Origin of the sequence: Saccharothrix sp. NPDC042600 (assembly GCF_040647305.1) — a bacterium.
In the GTDB taxonomy this organism is placed as follows: domain Bacteria; phylum Actinomycetota; class Actinomycetes; order Mycobacteriales; family Pseudonocardiaceae; genus Actinosynnema; species Actinosynnema mutabilis.
Genome location: NZ_JBEZBW010000059.1, coordinates 1 through 16,688 on the forward strand (window position 1 = coordinate 1; position 16,688 = coordinate 16,688).

The 16,688-nt window shown below is 73.6% G+C and carries 18 protein-coding genes and 1 rRNA gene; 18 read left to right on the forward strand and 1 reads right to left on the reverse strand.

Annotated elements, in window-relative coordinates:
• The 16 genes from rrf to AB0A74_RS28315 form a co-directional block, all read left to right on the forward strand.
• Positions 1 to 92: ribosomal RNA gene (gene rrf / locus AB0A74_RS28240) — 5S ribosomal RNA — on the forward strand; the annotation flags it as partial.
• 421 nt (positions 93 to 513) lie between these two features.
• A complete protein-coding gene (locus AB0A74_RS28245) occupies positions 514 to 1,491 on the forward strand; it encodes a hypothetical protein (protein ID WP_358254051.1) in 978 nt (325 codons plus the stop codon).
• Positions 1,488 to 2,357, forward strand: a complete 870-nt coding sequence (locus AB0A74_RS28250; RefSeq protein ID WP_358254053.1) for a hypothetical protein — start codon at positions 1,488 to 1,490, stop codon at positions 2,355 to 2,357. Before AB0A74_RS28245 ends, AB0A74_RS28250 begins: the two co-directional genes overlap by 4 nt.
• Positions 2,358 to 2,372: 15 nt before the next feature.
• A complete protein-coding gene (locus AB0A74_RS28255; protein ID WP_358254055.1) occupies positions 2,373 to 3,170 on the forward strand; it encodes an HAD-IIA family hydrolase in 798 nt (265 codons plus the stop codon).
• Between the two features lie 4 nt (positions 3,171 to 3,174).
• The gene (locus AB0A74_RS28260) at positions 3,175 to 3,348 is read left to right on the forward strand and encodes a hypothetical protein (RefSeq protein ID WP_309117223.1); all 174 of its coding nucleotides are present in this window, start codon (positions 3,175 to 3,177) and stop codon (positions 3,346 to 3,348) included.
• Between the two features lie 4 nt (positions 3,349 to 3,352).
• Positions 3,353 to 4,159, forward strand: coding sequence for a TlyA family RNA methyltransferase (locus AB0A74_RS28265; RefSeq protein WP_358254057.1), 807 nt, complete (start codon positions 3,353 to 3,355; stop codon positions 4,157 to 4,159).
• A complete protein-coding gene (locus AB0A74_RS28270) occupies positions 4,156 to 5,049 on the forward strand; it encodes an NAD kinase (RefSeq protein ID WP_358254059.1) in 894 nt (297 codons plus the stop codon). The genes AB0A74_RS28265 and AB0A74_RS28270 overlap by 4 nt, the downstream gene beginning before the upstream one ends.
• 87 nt (positions 5,050 to 5,136) lie before the next feature.
• Positions 5,137 to 6,915 (forward strand): DNA repair protein RecN, encoded by a 1,779-nt coding sequence (gene recN, locus AB0A74_RS28275; protein ID WP_358254061.1) that lies wholly within the window; start codon positions 5,137 to 5,139, stop codon positions 6,913 to 6,915.
• The gene (locus AB0A74_RS28280; RefSeq protein WP_358254063.1) at positions 6,912 to 7,493 is read left to right on the forward strand and encodes a hypothetical protein; all 582 of its coding nucleotides are present in this window, start codon (positions 6,912 to 6,914) and stop codon (positions 7,491 to 7,493) included. The genes recN and AB0A74_RS28280 overlap by 4 nt, the downstream gene beginning before the upstream one ends.
• Positions 7,493 to 8,062: a hypothetical protein gene (locus tag AB0A74_RS28285; RefSeq protein ID WP_358254064.1), complete on the forward strand. Its 570-nt coding sequence runs from the start codon at positions 7,493 to 7,495 to the stop codon at positions 8,060 to 8,062. The genes AB0A74_RS28280 and AB0A74_RS28285 overlap by 1 nt, the downstream gene beginning before the upstream one ends.
• The gene (locus AB0A74_RS28290) at positions 8,059 to 8,667 is read left to right on the forward strand and encodes a hypothetical protein (protein ID WP_358254065.1); all 609 of its coding nucleotides are present in this window, start codon (positions 8,059 to 8,061) and stop codon (positions 8,665 to 8,667) included. Before AB0A74_RS28285 ends, AB0A74_RS28290 begins: the two co-directional genes overlap by 4 nt.
• 94 nt (positions 8,668 to 8,761) lie before the next feature.
• Positions 8,762 to 9,943: a putative cytokinetic ring protein SteA gene (gene steA / locus AB0A74_RS28295; protein WP_358254066.1), complete on the forward strand. Its 1,182-nt coding sequence runs from the start codon at positions 8,762 to 8,764 to the stop codon at positions 9,941 to 9,943.
• Positions 9,943 to 10,881: a copper transporter gene (locus AB0A74_RS28300; RefSeq protein ID WP_358254068.1), complete on the forward strand. Its 939-nt coding sequence runs from the start codon at positions 9,943 to 9,945 to the stop codon at positions 10,879 to 10,881. The genes steA and AB0A74_RS28300 overlap by 1 nt, the downstream gene beginning before the upstream one ends.
• Positions 10,882 to 11,097: 216 nt before the next feature.
• Positions 11,098 to 12,804: a CTP synthase gene (locus tag AB0A74_RS28305; protein ID WP_358254070.1), complete on the forward strand. Its 1,707-nt coding sequence runs from the start codon at positions 11,098 to 11,100 to the stop codon at positions 12,802 to 12,804.
• On the forward strand, positions 12,801 to 13,421 hold the full coding sequence (locus AB0A74_RS28310; protein WP_358254072.1) for an NUDIX hydrolase: 621 nt from the start codon (positions 12,801 to 12,803) through the stop codon (positions 13,419 to 13,421). The genes AB0A74_RS28305 and AB0A74_RS28310 overlap by 4 nt, the downstream gene beginning before the upstream one ends.
• Before the next feature lie 218 nt (positions 13,422 to 13,639).
• Positions 13,640 to 14,017: a DUF2752 domain-containing protein gene (locus AB0A74_RS28315; protein ID WP_358254074.1), complete on the forward strand. Its 378-nt coding sequence runs from the start codon at positions 13,640 to 13,642 to the stop codon at positions 14,015 to 14,017.
• On the opposite strand, the gene AB0A74_RS28320 is transcribed toward AB0A74_RS28315, so the two are convergent.
• Positions 14,014 to 14,604 carry a DUF1707 domain-containing protein gene (locus AB0A74_RS28320; RefSeq protein WP_358254076.1) on the reverse strand — a complete coding sequence of 197 codons (591 nt, stop codon included), beginning with the start codon at positions 14,602 to 14,604 and terminating at the stop codon, positions 14,014 to 14,016. The two genes, AB0A74_RS28315 and AB0A74_RS28320, sit on opposite strands and share 4 nt — an antisense overlap.
• Positions 14,605 to 14,672: 68 nt before the next feature.
• On the opposite strand from AB0A74_RS28320, the gene ald reads away from it, so the two are divergent.
• Positions 14,673 to 15,782: an alanine dehydrogenase gene (gene ald / locus AB0A74_RS28325; RefSeq protein WP_358254083.1), complete on the forward strand. Its 1,110-nt coding sequence runs from the start codon at positions 14,673 to 14,675 to the stop codon at positions 15,780 to 15,782.
• Positions 15,779 to 16,669, forward strand: a complete 891-nt coding sequence (gene xerD / locus AB0A74_RS28330) for a site-specific tyrosine recombinase XerD (protein ID WP_358254085.1) — start codon at positions 15,779 to 15,781, stop codon at positions 16,667 to 16,669. The genes ald and xerD overlap by 4 nt, the downstream gene beginning before the upstream one ends.
• The last annotated feature ends 19 nt before the right edge of the window (positions 16,670 to 16,688 follow it).

A 16,688-nucleotide genomic window follows, 5' to 3' on the forward strand; every position in this document is an offset into this window, starting at 1 on the left:
CACCCGGTCCCATTCCGAACCCGGTAGTTAAGCCTTCCAGCGCCGATGGTACTGCACTCGTGAGGGTGTGGGAGAGTAGGACGCCGCCGAACATTTTTTCCCTGAAAGGGCTTGTGGTTGGGGGCACACGGAGATGTGCTCGAATCACAAGCCCTTTCGGCGTGTCCACAGCAGTAGAAGGAGTTCAGGTGTCGAGGTTCGGTGACCGTGCCGATCGGCCGGAGGGCGACCGTCAGCGCGGCCAGGGAGACCGACAGCGCCGATCCGATGGTGGCCGCGCCGGGGGAGATCGCAGGCAGGGTAGTGGCGGTCGGGACGCTCGCGGTGGCGAGCGGACGGGTGGCTACCAGCGGCGCGACGACCGGTCGGGTTATGACAAGTCCCGTGGTGGCTACGGCCGCGACCGCGACGACCGGGGTGGCAACCGCGACCGCGGCGACCGGACCGATCGGGGTGAGCGCGGCGGGTACAACCGCGATGAGCGCTCCGGCGGGTTCCGTGGTGGTGACCGTCGTGAGTTCCGGCCCCGTGATGATCGCGGTGGTGAGCGGCGTGAGTTCCGCCCGCGCGATGACCGTGGCGGTGAGCGACGTGAGTTCCGCCCCCGTGATGACCGTGGTGGGGACCGCCGTGAGTTCCGGCCCCGTGACGATCGTGGCGGTGAGCGGCGTGAGTTCCGCCCGCGCGATGACCGTGGTGGGGACCGTCGTGAGTTCCGGCCGCGTGATGACCGTGGTGGTTACCAGCGACGGGACGACCGTGGTGGGGACCGGGGCGGTTACCAGCGGCGCGATGAGCGCGGTGGTGAGCGCAGTGCTGACCGCGGTGGTGAGCGGCGTGAGTTCCGGCCTCGTGACGACCGGGGTGGCTACCAGCGTCGTGACGACCGGGGTGGCGAGCGCCGGGAGTTCCGCCCGCGTGACGATCGCGGTGGTTACCAGCGGCGTGATGACCGTGGTGGGGACCGGGGTGGGTTCCGCCCGCGTGACGATCGCGGTGGTGAGCGCAGTGGTGAGCGGCGTGAGTTCCGGCCCCGTGATGACCGTGGCGGCTACCAGCGGCGTGATGACCGCGGTGGGTACCAGCGTCGCGATGAGCGGGGCGGGTCCGAGCGGCGGGATGACCGGGGCGGGTACCAGCGTCGGGACGATCGCGGTGGTGAGCGGCGTGAGTTCCGGCCGCGTGAGGACCGTGGCGGCTACCAGCGTCGGGATGACCGTGGCGGGGAGCGGCGTGAGTTCCGGCCTCGTGACGACCGTGGTGGGTACCAGCGGCGGGACGACCGGCGGGATGACCGTAGGGACGATCGGCGGGACGATCGGCGGGATGAGCGCAGTCGGGATCGGGCTGCTCGGTTCCAGGAGCGGATCGCCCAGGTCGACGAGCCGGCGGTTGAGGCTCCGGAAGCCGACGTCCAGGCCGAGGTGCAGGGCGATGACGTCCGGGCTGTCGAGGCCCAGGCGGTTGAGGCGCAGGCTGTCGCGGCGGTGACTCCAGAGGCGGTCGTCGCGGCTGAGGTCGAGTCGGCCGGTGACGAGCCGGTTGAGGTCGCCGAGGTTGACGACGCTGTCGAGAGTGACGACGAGAGCGACAGCGACGACGAGAGCGGCAGTGCGGAAGACGCCGGTCAAGTGCCGGTGGCTGGTGAGGCCGGTGGGGACGAGCGGCGGGACGAAGGGTTTCGGGCTCGTGCTCCGGAGCTGCCCGAGGACGCGGACATCTCCATCCTCGACCCCGAGGTGAAGCAGGAGCTGCGCGGTCTGCCCAAGGGTCTGGCCGAGATCGTCGGTCGGCACCTCGCCGCCGCGGGCATGCTGGTCGACAGCGAGCCCGAACTGGCGTTGGAGCACGCCCGGTACGCGCGCAGCAAGGCCGCTCGGGTCGGTGTCGTCCGGGAAGCGGCCGGGCTGGCCGCCTACCACGCGGGCGAGTGGGCCGAGGCGTTGTCGGAGCTGCGGGCCGCGCGGCGGATGACGCACGGGGCCGGGCACGTCGCCGTCATGGCCGACTGCGAGCGTGCGCTCGGCCGGCCGGAGCGGGCCATCGAGCTGGCGCGTGAGGCGCAGAGCCTGAAGCTCGACCCCGAGGAGGCCGTCGAGCTGCGGATCGTCGCGGCCGGCGCCCGCCGGGACATGGGTCAGCTCGACGCGGCGGTCGTGGCGTTGCAGGGCGAGGACCTCGACGCCAAGCGGCGGTACCCGTGGAGCGCGCGGCTGTTCTACGCCTACGCCGACAACCTGGCGGCGGCCGGTCGTACCGAAGAAGCCATCCGCTGGTTCCTCAACGCGGCCCAGGCCGACGACGACAATGAGACCGACGCCGCCGAGCGGGCGTTCGAACTGGGCCCGCAGGACTGACCGAGGGAGCCACGAGTGCCGTCCGACGCCCTGCTGAACCGCTACGACGCTCTTCTGCTGGACCTGGACGGCACCGTCTACCGGGGTCGTGAGGCCGTGCCCGGCGCGGTGGAGGCGGTCGCCTCCGCCCGCGGGCACGGCGTCGGCATCCGGTTCGTCACCAACAACGCGTCCCGCTCGCCGCGCGACGTCGCCGACCACCTCGCCGAGCTGGGCTTCAACGCCGCGCTGGAGGAGGTCAGCACCAGCGCCCAGGCGGGCGCGGAGATGCTGCTGGACCTGGTGCCCCGGGGCGCGACCGTGCTCGTCCTGGGCACCGACGCGCTGGTCGAGGAGGTCCGGGTCCGCGGGTTCGCGCCGACCCGGGAGGCCGCCGGAGCGCAAGCGGTCGTGCAGGGGCTCTCGCCCGACCTGAGCTGGCGGGACCTCGCGGAGGCCGCGGTCGCGATCCGGGCCGGCGCCCCGTGGGTGGCCTGCAACGTGGACGCCACCCTGCCCACCGAACGCGGTCTGCTGCCCGGCAACGGGTCGCTGGTCGCGGCCGTCCGCACGGCCACCGGGCAGGAGCCGCTGGTGGCCGGCAAGCCCGCGACGCCGCTGCTGGAACAGGCCGCGAAGTCGTTGGGCGCGCAACGGCCCCTGGTCGTCGGCGACCGCCTGGACACCGACATCCTGGGCGCGGTGCACGCGGGCATGGACTCGCTGCTCGTGCTCACCGGCGTGTCCACCGAACAGGACGTCGAGGCCCTGCCGCGGGAGCTTCGGCCCACGTATGTGGCGGCGGACCTCACGGTGCTCGATCGGCTACCGTGAAAGCGTGAGCTTCGAGGTTCCCCTCCCCGGCCCGCCGCGTGATCCGGTGGCCGGGATCGACGACGCGCTGGCCGGTCTCGACGGACTGGAGCAGCTGGACGTCGCCGAGCACGTCGCGCGGTTCGACGACGCGCACGCGGCGCTGACCGCCGCGCTCTCCAGCATCGACAAGGTGTGATCCGGTGCCGCGCAGGGCTCGGCTGGACGCCGAACTGGTCCGCCGCGGGCTGGCCCGGTCCCGGGAGCACGCGAGCCAACTGGTCGCCGAAGGGCGCGTGACGGTCCGCGGCACGGTCGCGACCAAACCCGCCACGGCCGTGGAACTGGACACCGCGCTGGTCGTGCGCACCGGCGACGACCCGAACTGGGCGTCGCGCGGCGCGCACAAGCTGGTCGGCGCGCTGGAGAAGTTCCCCGAGGTCGTGGTCGAGGGCCGTCGCTGCCTGGACGCGGGGGCGTCCACGGGTGGTTTCACCGACGTGCTGCTGCGGTCCGGCGCACGCCAGGTCGTCGCGGCCGACGTCGGCCGGGGCCTGCTGGACTGGAAGTTGCAGACCGACGACCGGGTCGTGGTCAAGGACAAGACCAACGTGCGGTCCCTTCGGCCCGAAGACATCGGCGGTCCCGTTGAACTCGTGGTGGCCGATCTCTCGTTCATCTCGTTGAGGCTGGTGCTGCCCGCGCTGGCCGCGTGCCTCGACGAGGAGGGCGATCTGCTGCCGATGGTGAAACCGCAGTTCGAGGTGGGCAAGGAACGGCTGGGCTCGGGCGGGGTCGTGCGCGACCCCGAGCTGCGCGCCGAGGCCGTGCTGGACGTCGTCGCCGCCGCGGCCGGGCTGGGCCTGCGCCTGCGCGGCGTGACCGCGAGCCCCCTGCCCGGGCCGTCGGGCAACGTCGAGTACTTCGCCTGGCTGCGCCGGGGCGAGCCCCTGGACGCGGACTCCGCCGCCGCGCTCGTGCGAACCGCAGTAGCGGAAGGACCGCAGTGACGAGGGAGATCCTGCTCGTCGTCCACACCGGACGGCTCAGCAACGTGTCCGTGGCGCAGGAGGTGGCCCGCCGGTTCGCCGAGGCGGGGGTGCGGCTGCGCGTGCTCAAGGACGAGGCGCCGGAACTGGACCCGTCCTGCTACACCCGGGTCGTCGCGGCCGACGACACCGCCGCCGAGGGCACCGAGCTGGTGTTCGTGCTCGGCGGCGACGGCACGCTGCTGCGCGCGGCGGAACTCGCGCGGGCCTGCGGGGTGCCGGTCCTCGGGGTGAACCTGGGGCGGGTCGGGTTCCTGGCGGAGGCCGACTACGACGCGCTGTCCGAGGCCGTGTCGCGGGTCATCCACCGGTCCTACGAGGTGGAGGAGCGGATGACGGTGGACATCACCGCGTCCGTGGACGGCGTGGTGATCGAGTCGACGTGGGCGCTCAACGAGGCCAGCGTCGAGAAGAGCTCGCGGGAACGCATCCTGGACGTGGTGGTCGAGGTGGACGGGCGGCCGGTGTCGGCGTTCGGGTGCGACGGCGTGCTGGTGGCCACCCCGACCGGGTCCACCGCGTACGCGTTCTCGGCGGGCGGGCCGGTGGTGTGGCCGGACGTGCAGGCCCTGCTGGTGGTGCCGTCGAACGCGCACGCGTTGTTCGCGCGGCCCCTGGTGGTGTCGCCGGCGTCGGTGGTGGCGCTGGAGGTCGACGCGGGCGGGCACCCGGCGGTGCTGTGCGCGGACGGCCGGCGGACCGTGGAGCTGCCGGCCGGGGCGCGGGTCGAGGTCGTGGGCGGGAAGACGCCGTTGCGGCTGGTCCGGTTGCGGGAGGGGCCGTTCACCGACCGGTTGGTGGAGAAGTTCTCGCTGCCGGTGCAGGGTTGGCGGGGCCCTTCGGCGGGGTGAGTGGTCCGGACGGGTTAGAACACCTGTTCGCCCGACACTCCCACCCGAACGCCCATGCCGGCCGCTTCGCCCAGTAGTGTTCGCGCTGTGCTGGCCGAGATGCGCATCCAGGGCCTCGGTGTGATCGACGAGGCCACCCTTGAGCTCGCCGAGGGCTTCACCGTGGTGACCGGTGAGACCGGCGCGGGCAAGACCATGGTCGTCACCGGGCTCCACCTGCTGGGCGGGGGCCGGGCCGAGGCGTCGCGCGTGCGCAACGGCGCGGACAAGGCGGTCGTCGAAGGGCGTTTCATGGCGCCCGCCGGGAGCCCGGCCGCGAAGGTGGCCGAGGAGGTGGGCGGCGAGCCCGACGACGACGGGTCGGTGATCGCCGTGCGGACCGTCGGGGCCGACGGCCGTTCCCGGGCCCACCTGGGCGGGCGGTCGGTGCCGGTCGGGGTGCTGTCCGAGCTGGCCGAGCAGCTGCTGGCGGTGCACGGGCAGAACGACCAGCTTCGGCTGCTGCGGCCCACCGAGCAGCGGGCGGTGCTGGACCGGTTCGCCGGGGACGACGTCGGCGCGCCGCTGAAGAAGTACCAGGCCATCCGCGAGGAGTGGCTGCGGGTCGCGGCGGAGCTGACCGAGCGGACCGAGCGGGCGCGGGAGCTGGCGCGCGAGGCCGACCTGCTGCGGCACGGCCTGGCCGAGATCAACGCGGTCGCGCCGAAGTCCGGCGAGGACGTCGAGCTGCACGACGAGGCCCGCCGGCTGGCCGACGCGGACCAGTTGCGGGAGGCCGCGACCGGCGCGCAGTACGCGGTGAGCGGGTCGCCCGAGGGTGACCCGGACATCCCGGGCGCGCTGGGGTTGATCGGGGAGGCGCGGCGGCGGTTGGCCTCGTCGGAGGACCCGAAGCTGCGCGACCTGGAGCCCCGGCTGGTGGAGGCGGAGACGCTGCTCGCCGACGTGGGCGCGGAGATCGTCGGGTACCTGGAGCACCTCGACGCCGACCCGGCGCGGTTGGAGCAGGTGCTGGCGCGCCAGGCCGAGCTGAAGTCGTTGACCCGGAAGTACGCGGCCGACGTGGACGGCGTGATCGCGTGGGCGACCGACGCGGCGGCCCGGTTGGCCGGGTTGGACACCTCCGACGAGGCGTTGGCGGCGTTGGCGGCGCGGCGCGACGAGCTGGCCGTGGAGCTGGCCGGGTACGCGCAGCAGGTGACCGCCGAGCGCGTCGCGGCCGCCGAGGAGCTGGGCAAGGCGGTGTCGGAGGAGCTGACGGGCCTCGCGATGCCGCACGCGAACGTCGAGGTCGCGGTGCGGCCCCGGGTCGCCGAGTCCGGGGACCCGCAGGCGTTGCGGGTCGGTGGGCAGTCGCTGCACGCCGGCGCGTCCGGCGTGGACGACGTGGAGCTGCGGCTGATCTCGCACCCCGGCGCGCCCGCGCTGCCGGTGCACAAGGGCGCGTCGGGCGGTGAGCTGTCCCGCGTGATGCTCGCGCTGGAGGTCGTGCTGTCGCACTCGGATCCGGTGCCGACGCTGGTGTTCGACGAGGTGGACGCCGGTGTCGGCGGGCGCGCGGCGGTCGAGGTCGGGCGGCGGTTGGCGCGGTTGGCGCGCAGCCACCAGGTGATCGTGGTGACGCACCTGCCGCAGGTGGCGGCGTTCGCGGACCGGCACCTGGTGGTGGACAAGACCGCGGACGGCGTGTTGACGCGCAGCGGCGTGCGGGTGTTGGACGAATCCCAGCGCGTGGTCGAGTTGGCGCGCATGCTGGCCGGTATGGACTCGACGGACACCGGTCGCGCGCACGCCGAGGAGTTGCTGGCGGCGGCGAAGGCCGACAAGGAGAGCGTTCCCGTGGTGCGGCGGAAGAAGCGGAAGTGACCCGCCGCGGCCTCGGCGTCGGGCTGCTGTCCCTGGCCGGGGTGACCGCCGCGGTCGCGACCTTCCTGCCGCTGTACTCCGTGGGCACCTCGCTGGACGGGGACGCGCGGTTCGGGTTCACCGCGACCAGCTGGGCGACCACGAGCGAACCCGCGGGCCTGAGCTGGTTGGGCGGCTCGACGCAGCACGGCGTGCCGATCGTGATCGCCGCCGTGCTGCTGCTGGTCGCGCCGGCCCTGGCGTTCCTGCCCGAGCCGCAGCGGCAGGCCGCCCGCTACGCGGCGGTCGCCGCGACCGGGCTGCTCGCGGGGGCGGTGTGGACGACGGGCATGGCGGTCGCGGCGTGGCTGACGCCGCCGGTGTCGGACGTGCGCACCACCATGGAATACCGGACGGGCGCGGGGTTGTGGGTGCTCGTGGCGGCGGTGCTGGTGGCCGTGGTGGGGACGGTGTTCCTGTTGCGCCGGGGCGTGCCGGAGCCGGAGGGTGCGGTGGTGCACGTGGTGGTCGACGACACGGACACGCCGCCGATGGGGATCCAGGTGGCGGTGCTGCCGACGACGGGGGAGAAGGCGTAGTGGACCGGCGGGTCGTGGGGGTGGTCGCGCTGGTCGCGGCCGTGCCGTTGGCGGTGGTGGCGAGCTTCCTGCCGTTGTACGAGCAGGTGTGGCGGTTCAGCCCGGACGGCGGGATGGACCTCGCGCACACGTCGTGGGCGGTGTCGACGTCCAGCGGTGGCGTGTTCGGGCGGGAGGCGCTCTACGGGGTGCCGGTCGTGGTGGCGGCGGCGTTGCTGCTGGTCGGCGCGGTGTTCGTGCGGGTGTGGTGGGGGCGGCTGGTCGCGTTCGGCGGCGCGTTGATGCTGGTGGGCGCGGCGTGGGCGGTGGCGCAGCTCGCGTTCGGCGTGCTGGGCGAGGGGCAGCCGGTCGGCGAGGGGCTGACCATCGAGACCGAGCTGGGGTCGGCGGTCCTGGTGTACGGGGTGGCGTGCCTGGTGGCGGTGCTCGGCGGGGTGCTGGTGCAGGACCGGCCCGCGCGGGTGGTGCCCGTGCCCGAGGGGCCCGTGGTGTACCGGGTGGACGAGGACGACCACACCCCGCCGTTCGGGTTGGCGTTGCCGCCGAGCGGTTCGGCGGGTGAGCGGTGAACCGGCGGGTCGTCGGGGCCGTCGCGCTCGGGGTCGGCGCGGTGCTCGCGGTGTGCGGGTCGTTGTTGGAGCTGTTCCGGGCCGAGTTCCGGGTCGGGCCCGACCGGGTCGACAGCCAGGTGCTCACGGCGTGGCGGACGACGTTCGAGTTCTCGGGCGCGCAGGCGCCCGAGACGTTCCCCGGGTGGGGGTGGGGGTACTCGATCGTGGCCGCCGCCGTGCTCGCCGTGGTGGGGCTCGTGCTGCTGTTCCGGTCGCCGACGGCCGGTGCGGTGGGGCGGTTCGCGGTGGTGGCGGCCGGCGGGGTGCTGATCGGGACCACGTGGTCGGCGTACGCGACGCTCGACGGGATGTTCGACACCATCGCGATGATCAACGGCGGCATGGCGTTCGGCCCGGGGCTGTGGGTGCTGGTCCTCGCGTGCCTCGCGCTGACGGCGGGCGCGGCGCTGGTGCAGGAGTGGCCCGAGCGCCCGCCCCGGCCCGAGGGGCCGGCGGTGTACCGGGTGGACGGTGACGACGAGGACACGCCGCCGTTCGGCATCCCCATCCCCACCGACGAGATCGACCTGGACGGGCGGGGGGAATCCCCCGAGCGGGGGTAATCCGTCCACTGTGGAGCGGTGACCTTCCTGACCAGCCTGGACCGCCTCGGCGTGTTGGTCCGGCCGGCGCGCCGACGTGAGTCACCATCGGTTCATGAAGCTCTCCGGGTTGCTCAGCCGCGCGAACCACGACCTGCCGGGTGTCACGGGTGTCGCCCGGGTCGACCGGCGGGCGGGGGACCTGCTGCGCCGGCTCAGTCCCGGTGACATCGCGGTCCTCGACCACGTCGACCTCGACCGGCGCACCGCCGAGGCGCTGGTCACCGCGGAGGTCGCGGGCGTGGTCAACGCGTCGCCGTCGATCTCCGGCCGCTTCCCCAACCTCGGGCCCGAGCTGCTGCTGGAGGCGGGCATCCCGCTGGTCGACGGCGTCGGCACGGGCGTGCTGCGCGAGCTGAGGGACGGCACGAAGCTGCGCCTGCACGACGGCGCGGTCTGGGTCGGCGAACGGGAGGTCGCGCGCGGCGTCGAGCAGAGCGCCGAGTCCGTCGCCGACGCGATGATCGAGGCCAAGGCCGGGATGGCGGCGCAGCTGGAGGCGTTCTCCGCCAACACCATCGAGTTCCTGCGCCGCGAACGCGCCCTGATCCTGGACGGCATCGGCGTGCCCGAGGTGTACGTGCCGATCCGCGACCGGCAGGTGCTGGTGGTCGCCGGCGGTCCCCGGCACGCCGAGGAGCTGCGGCGGCTGCGCAAGTACATCCGCGAGTACCGGCCGGTGCTGGTCGGCGTGGACGCGGGCGCGGACACCCTGCACGACGCCGGGTACAAGCCGGACATCATCGTCGGCGACCCCGACGGCATCGGCACCGAGACGCTGCGCGCCGGGTCCGAGGTCGTCGTGCCGGCCCAGACCGACGGCCACGCGCCCGGTCTGGAGCGCATCCAGGACCTGGGCATCGGCGCGGTGACCTTCCCGGCGTCGGGCAACGCCGAGGACCTGGCGCTGCTGCTGGCCGAGGCGCACGGCGCGAGCCTGGTGGTGACCGTGGGACTGCAGGCGGGGCTGCGCGAGTTCCTCGACCGGGGTCACTCCGGGTCCAACCCGTCGACCTTCCTGACCCGGCTCAAGCTGGGCAGCAAGCTCGTCGACGGGGCGGCGGTCGCGACCCTGCACCGCAGCCGGGTGTCGCTGGGCGTGATGGTGCTGCTCGTGCTGGCCGCGGTCGTCGCGATGGTGGCGGCGCTCGCGGTGTCCGGGGTCGGTCAGGTGTACGTCGACGTGGCGGTGGACGCGTTCCGGTCCGTCGTCGACTGGGTCAAGGGGTTGTTCTGATGATCTCCATGCGCTACCACATCGTCTCCATCACCGCGGTGTTCCTGGCGCTGGCCGTGGGCGTCGTGCTGGGTTCGACGGCGATCAGCAGCCGGTTGCTGTCCGGGTTGACCGACGACAACTCGGCGCTGGGCAAGGAGGTCGCCGACCTCCAGACCGCGCGCAACGGGTTGAACGCGAAGCTCGCCGACGCCGACAGGTTCGCCACGACCGTCGGGCCGATGGCGGTGAAGGGCCTGCTCGCGGAGCGGACCGTGGTGCTGGTGACGACGTCCGACGCGCGGCCCAACGACCGCGACGCGCTGGCCGAGCTGTTGCGCGCCGCGGGGGCGTCGGTGACCGGGGAGCTGCAGCTGACGGAGTCGTTCGTGGACCCGCGCAAGGCCGACCAGTTGCGGGACCTGGTGGCGCGGTTGCAGCCGGCCGGGACGCAGCTGCCGACCGGGTCGGACCCGGGGACGCGGGCGGGCGGCTTGCTGGGCGCGTTGCTGCTGCTGAACAAGGAGACCAACCAGCCGCAGGCCACGCCGGACGAGACGGCGGCGGCGCTGGCGGGGCTGGCGACGGCCGGTTTCGTCAAGCAGGGCGCGGGGCTGCGGCCGGCGCAGCTCGCGGTGGTGCTGACCGGCGGGTCGTTCGACGGGGACTCGGCCGGTGACCGGGCGGCGACGATCGCGCGGTTCGCGACCCAGCTCGACCGGTCCGGGGCGGGGACGGTGCTCGCGGGCGGCGAGGGGTCGGCGAACGGGAGCGGGCCGGTGGGCGTGGTGCGGGCGGACACGGCGGCGACGTCGGTCGTCTCGACCGTGGACAACGTGGGGACGGCGGCCGGGCGGGTGGTGGCCGTGCTGGCGCTGCGCGAACAGCTGGAGGGCAAGTCCGGGCGGTACGGGGTGGCGGGCAACGCGGAGGCCCCGGCTCCCGGCGCGGTCGGCTGAGCCGCGGCGCGGTCGGCCGGCACGTCGGGCCCGGCCGGCGCGACGGGTGTTGGCCGGCGCGGCGGACAGGTCGGTGAACGGGTCGTGAACGGGCTAGGCCATCCGAGTGATGCGCCGGGGTACCGCCGGCGCGCTGGGTGACTGTCGCCGTGTTAGCGTTAGGGCCCGTGGACAGGGCCGGTCGCCCTGCGGAACTTCAGACCACGGGGAGCCTCCTTGGTGCTTCAGGCACGTACGACCAAGCACGTTTTCGTCACCGGGGGCGTGGCCTCCTCCCTGGGCAAGGGACTCACCGCCTCCAGCCTCGGCCAGTTGCTGACCGCCCGTGGCCTGCGGGTGACCATGCAGAAGCTGGACCCCTACCTCAACGTCGATCCCGGCACGATGAACCCCTTCCAGCACGGTGAGGTGTTCGTCACCGAGGACGGCGCGGAGACCGACCTCGACATCGGCCACTACGAGCGGTTCCTCGCGCGGGACCTGTCCGGGGACGCCAACGTCACCACCGGGCAGGTGTACTCCGAGGTGATCGCCAAGGAGCGGCGCGGCGAGTACCTCGGCGACACCGTCCAGGTCATCCCGCACATCACCGACGAGATCAAGCGGCGCATCCGCGCGATGGCCGAGCCGGGACCCGACGGGGTGGCCCCCGACGGGGTGGCCCCCGACGTGGTGATCACCGAGGTGGGTGGCACGGTCGGCGACATCGAGTCGCTGCCGTTCCTGGAGGCCTGCCGGCAGGTGCGCCACGACGTCGGCCGCGACAACGTCTTCTTCCTGCACGTCTCGCTGGTGCCCTACCTGGCCCCGTCCGGCGAGCTGAAGACCAAGCCGACGCAGCACTCGGTGGCCGCGCTGCGCAACATCGGCATCCAGCCCGACGCGATCGTGTGCCGGGCCGACCGGGAGATCCCGGACGCGTTGAAGCGCAAGATCGGCCTCATGTGCGACGTCGACACCGACGCCGTCGTGGCGGCCGTGGACGCGCCGTCGATCTACGACATCCCCAAGGTGCTGCACGGCGAGGGCCTCGACGCCTACGTGGTGCGCCGGCTCGACCTGCCGTTCCGCGACGTCGACTGGACGGTGTGGGGCGACCTGCTCGACCGCGTCCACAACCCGGCGGAGAAGGTCCGCATCGGCCTGGTCGGCAAGTACGTGGACCTGCCCGACGCGTACCTGTCGGTGACCGAGGCGCTGCGCGCGGGCGGGTTCGCGCACCGGGCCAAGGTCGAGGTCGTGTGGGTGCCCTCCGACGAGTGCCAGACGCCCTCGGGCGCGGCGCACGCGCTCGGCGGCCTGGACGCGATCCTCATCCCGGGCGGCTTCGGCGTGCGCGGCATCGAGGGCAAGATCGGCGCGATCACCCACGCCCGGACCCGCGGCATCCCGCTGCTGGGCCTGTGCCTGGGCCTGCAGTGCATGGTCATCGAGGCCGCGCGCAACCTCGCGGGCATCGAGGACGCCAACTCCTCGGAGTTCGAGGAGACCGGGTCGATGGTGATCAGCACGATGGCCGACCAGGAGGACGTGGTCGCCGGGCAGCGCGACATGGGCGGCACGATGCGGCTGGGCGCGTACCCGGCGAAGCTCGTCCCGGGCTCGCAGGTGGCGCTGGCGTACGGGTCGGTCGAGGTGTCCGAGCGGCACCGGCACCGGTACGAGGTCAACAACGCGTTCCGGGACAAGCTGGGCAAGGCCGGCCTGGTGTTCTCCGGGACGTCGCCGGACGGTCGGCTGGTGGAGTTCGTGGAGCTGCCGGCGGACGTGCACCCGTTCTTCGTGGCGACGCAGGCGCACCCGGAGCTGAAGTCCCGGCCGACCAAGCCGCACCCGCTGTTCGCGGCGTTCGTGAAGGCGGCGCTGGACTACCGGCTGGCCGACCGGCTGCCGCTGCCGTCGGGCGCGGGGGCGGCGAAGTGACCGACCGGCACGAGTTCTCGGTCGTCTCGTCGCGGGACGTGCACATCGGTCGCGTGGTCGGGCTGCGCGTGGACGAGGTCGTCATGCCCGGCGGCGGGACGGCCAAGCGCGAGGTCGTGGAGCACCTGGGCGCGGTGGCGGTGGCGGCGGTGTCCGACGACGGCCTGGTCACGCTGATCCACCAGTACCGGCACCCGCTGGGCAAGCGGATCTGGGAGCTGCCCGCCGGGTTGCTGGACTCCGGTGCCGAGGAGCCCCTGGAGGCGGCTCGGCGGGAGCTGGTGGAGGAGGTCGGGCTGACGGCGTCGTCGTGGGTGACGCTGGTCGACGTCGCGGCTTCGCCCGGGTTCACCGACGAGGTGGTGCGGGTGTACCTCGCGCGGGGGCTGTCCTCGGTGGACCGGGAGCACATGGGCGAGGAGGAGGCGGACCTGGAGGTCCACCGCTTCCCGCTGGACCGGGCGGTGGAGATGGCGCTGGCCGGGGAGATCGTGAACGGGGCGGCGGTGGCCGGGCTGCTGGCGGCCCAGGCGGTGCTGGCGGGCCGAGCCCACCCGCGACCGGCGGACGCGCCGTTCGAGGACCGCCCCACCCGGTTCGCGGCTCGACAGGACTGAGCTGACCCGCGCCCCGGTCGGCCTTGCGGCGGGTCGGGGCGCGGCTCGACCCGGCGGTGGCTGGGGCTCGGGCTGGCTGGGGCTCGGGCTGGCTGGGGCTCGGGCTGGCGGTAGGTGGGGGGTCGGGCCGGCCGGCACCGGGCGGGCGCAGAGGCGCGCGGCTCGGTGATGTCGATGCTCGCCCCCGCGTGGCGGCGGGCGCGAGCACAATGAGGGGCATGGGTGTGCGGGGGCCGGTGGCTGTGGCGGTGGGGGCCGTGGTGGCGGCTGGGGGCATGTACTTCAGCGACCCCAACCGGCCCGGGTCGATCTGGCCGCCGTGCCCGCTGTTCGCGTTGACGGGCATCCAGTGCCCGGGGTGCGGGTCCACGCGGATGGTGCACGCGCTGCTGCACGGCGATCTCGTCGCCGCGTGGCAGCTCAACGCCGTGATGCTGGTGGCCGGGCTGCCGTTGCTGGCCTGGCTGTGGGCGCGGTGGTTCCGGGCGGCTCGGCGGCGTGAGCCGGTGCCGCCGGTGTCCGCGAAGGTCGGGATCCCGGTGGTGGCGGTCGCCGTGACCTGGATGGTGGTCCGGAACCTGGTCCCGGGGACCTAGTCGCGCAGCTTGCGGCCCTGGGCGTCGGTGCCGCCGTTGACGAGCAGGATGATGCCGTCGATCAGCGACCAGATGCCGCAGCCGCCGCAGGTCAGCAACTGCGCGATGCCGATGCCCGTGTCCCCGATGTAGAACCGGCCGATGCCGAACGGCAGCGCCAGTTGCAGCACGCCCGCCGCGATGCGGGACTTGTCCGACAGCGGCCGGCCGGTCAACGGGTCCACGCCGTACGGGGCCGACGGGCTCGGGCCGTAGTAGCCGGGCGGCGCGTACCCGGGCACGGCGTACCCGGGTTGGCTGAAACCGGGCTGGCTGAAACCGGGCTGGGTGAAGCCGGGCGGCGGGGTGGCGTAGTCCGTCGGCGGCGCGTAGTAGGTCTGCGGCGGGGGCAGGAAGTCCGGGTGGGGTTGCGGCAGGTCGTGGAACAGGGCCGCCAGCTCGCCCGCGGTCTGGGCCGAGGTCGCGAAGCCGACCCGCTGCTCGTACTCGCCGATCTCCAGGCGGCCCTCGGCGAAGTGGTCGTTGAGCGCGCTGATGGCCGCCTCGCGCTGCTGGTTGCCGATGCGGACCTGGTGGGGTTCGGACACGGCCTGAACGCTAACAGCCCGCGCCCGTTGATCCAGCCGGAACGCGCCGGCCGACCTACGCTGACCAGGTGCTGGTCGGAGTACCCCGTGAGCTGAAGAACCACGAGTACCGGGTGGCGATCACCCCGGCGGGCGTGGTCGAGCTGGTGCGGCGGGGGCACCAGGTGCTGGTCGAGGCCGGTGCGGGGGACGGCAGCGCCATCCCCGACGCCGAGTTCCGGGCCGCCGGCGCGCGGATCGTGCCGCACGCCGACGACCTGTGGGGCGAGGCGGAGCTGGTGCTCAAGGTCAAGGAGCCGGTGCCCGACGAGTTCCACCGCATGCGGCCCGGCCAGACCCTGTTCACCTACCTGCACCTCGCCGCCAACGCCGAGTGCACCCGCGCGATCGTCGCCGCCGGCATCGACGCCATCGCCTACGAGACCGTCCAGCTCCCCGACGGGTCGCTGCCGCTGCTGGCCCCGATGAGCGAGGTCGCCGGCCGGATGTCGGTCCAGGTCGGCGCGCACTGCCTGGAGCGCAACCAGGGCGGCCGGGGCGTGCTGCTCGGCGGCGTCCCCGGCACGCCGGCGGGCAAGGTGGTGGTGATCGGCGCGGGCGTCGCCGGGATGAACGCCGCCGCCATCGCGCTGGGCATGCAGGCCGAGGTGATCGTGCTGGACACCAACGTCAACCGGCTGCGGCAGATCGACTTCACCTACCGCGGGCACCTCCAGACCGTCGCCTCGAACGCGTACGAGGTCGAGAAGGCGTGCCGGTGGGCGGACCTGGTGATCGGGGCGGTGCTCGTGCCGGGCGCGAAGGCCCCGACGCTCGTGGGCAACCACCTCGTGTCCACCATGCGCACCGGGTCGGTCCTCGTGGACATCGCCATCGACCAGGGCGGCTGCTTCGCCGACTCCCGCCCGACCACGCACGACGACCCGACCTTCCGCGTGCACGACTCGATTTTCTACTGTGTGGCCAACATGCCGGGAGCCGTGCCGCACACCTCGACCTGGGCGCTCACGAACGTCACACTCCCGTACGTGACAGCGCTGGCGGACAAGGGGTTCCGGCAGGCCGTCGGGGACGACCCGGCGTTGGCGAAGGGGGTGAACGCGGTGCGCGGCACCGTCGTGCAGGCCGAGGTGGCCAAGGCGCACGGGCTGCCCCACGTCCCGCTGGCCCAGACGTGACGGACGTCAAGGACGTGGTCACGGCGTTCCTCGACCACCTCGCCGTCGAACGGGGCACCGCCCGCAACACCCTCGACTCCTACCGCCGCGACCTGCGCCGCTACGCCGAGCACCTGGAACGCGAGTCGGTCGGCGACCTCGGCGCGGTCACCGAGGCGCACATCACGGCGTTCGCGGCGGCGTTGCGCGACCAGGGGCTGGCCGAGTCGTCCGTGGCCCGGACCCTGGTCACCGTTCGCGGCCTGCACCGCTTCGCCCACCGCGAGGGCGTCACGGCCCACGACCCCGCCCGCGACGTGCACCCGCCGACCCCGCCGCGCCGCCTGCCCAAGGCGCTGCCCGTGGCCGACGTCCTGCGCCTGCTGGACACCCCCGCGAGCCTGCGCGACAAGGCCCTGCTCGAACTCCTGTACTCCACCGGCGCCCGCATCTCCGAGGTCGTCGGCCTGGACGTGGACGACGTCGACACCGCCGAGCGCACCGTCCTGCTCGACGGCAAGGGCGGCAAGCAGCGCCTGGTGCCCGTGGGCCGCCCCGCCCTGGCGGCCCTGGAGGCCTACCTGGTGCGCATGCGCCCGACCCTGGTCAAGCGCGGCACTCCGGCGCTGTTCCTCAACGCCCGCGGCGGCCGGCTGTCGCGGCAGACGGCGTGGCAGGTCCTCAAGACCGCCGCCGAACGCGCCGGCATCCGGGCCGAGGTGTCCCCGCACACCCTGCGCCACTCCTTCGCCACCCACCTGCTGGAAGGCGGCGCGGACGTGCGGGTGGTGCAGGAGCTGCTCGGCCACGCCAGCGTCACGACCACGCAGGTCTACACGCTGGTCACGGTCAACACCCTGCGCGAGGTCTACGCGACCGCCCACCCCCGCGCGACGGGTGGAACATGAGACGCCCACGGGTAGTGTG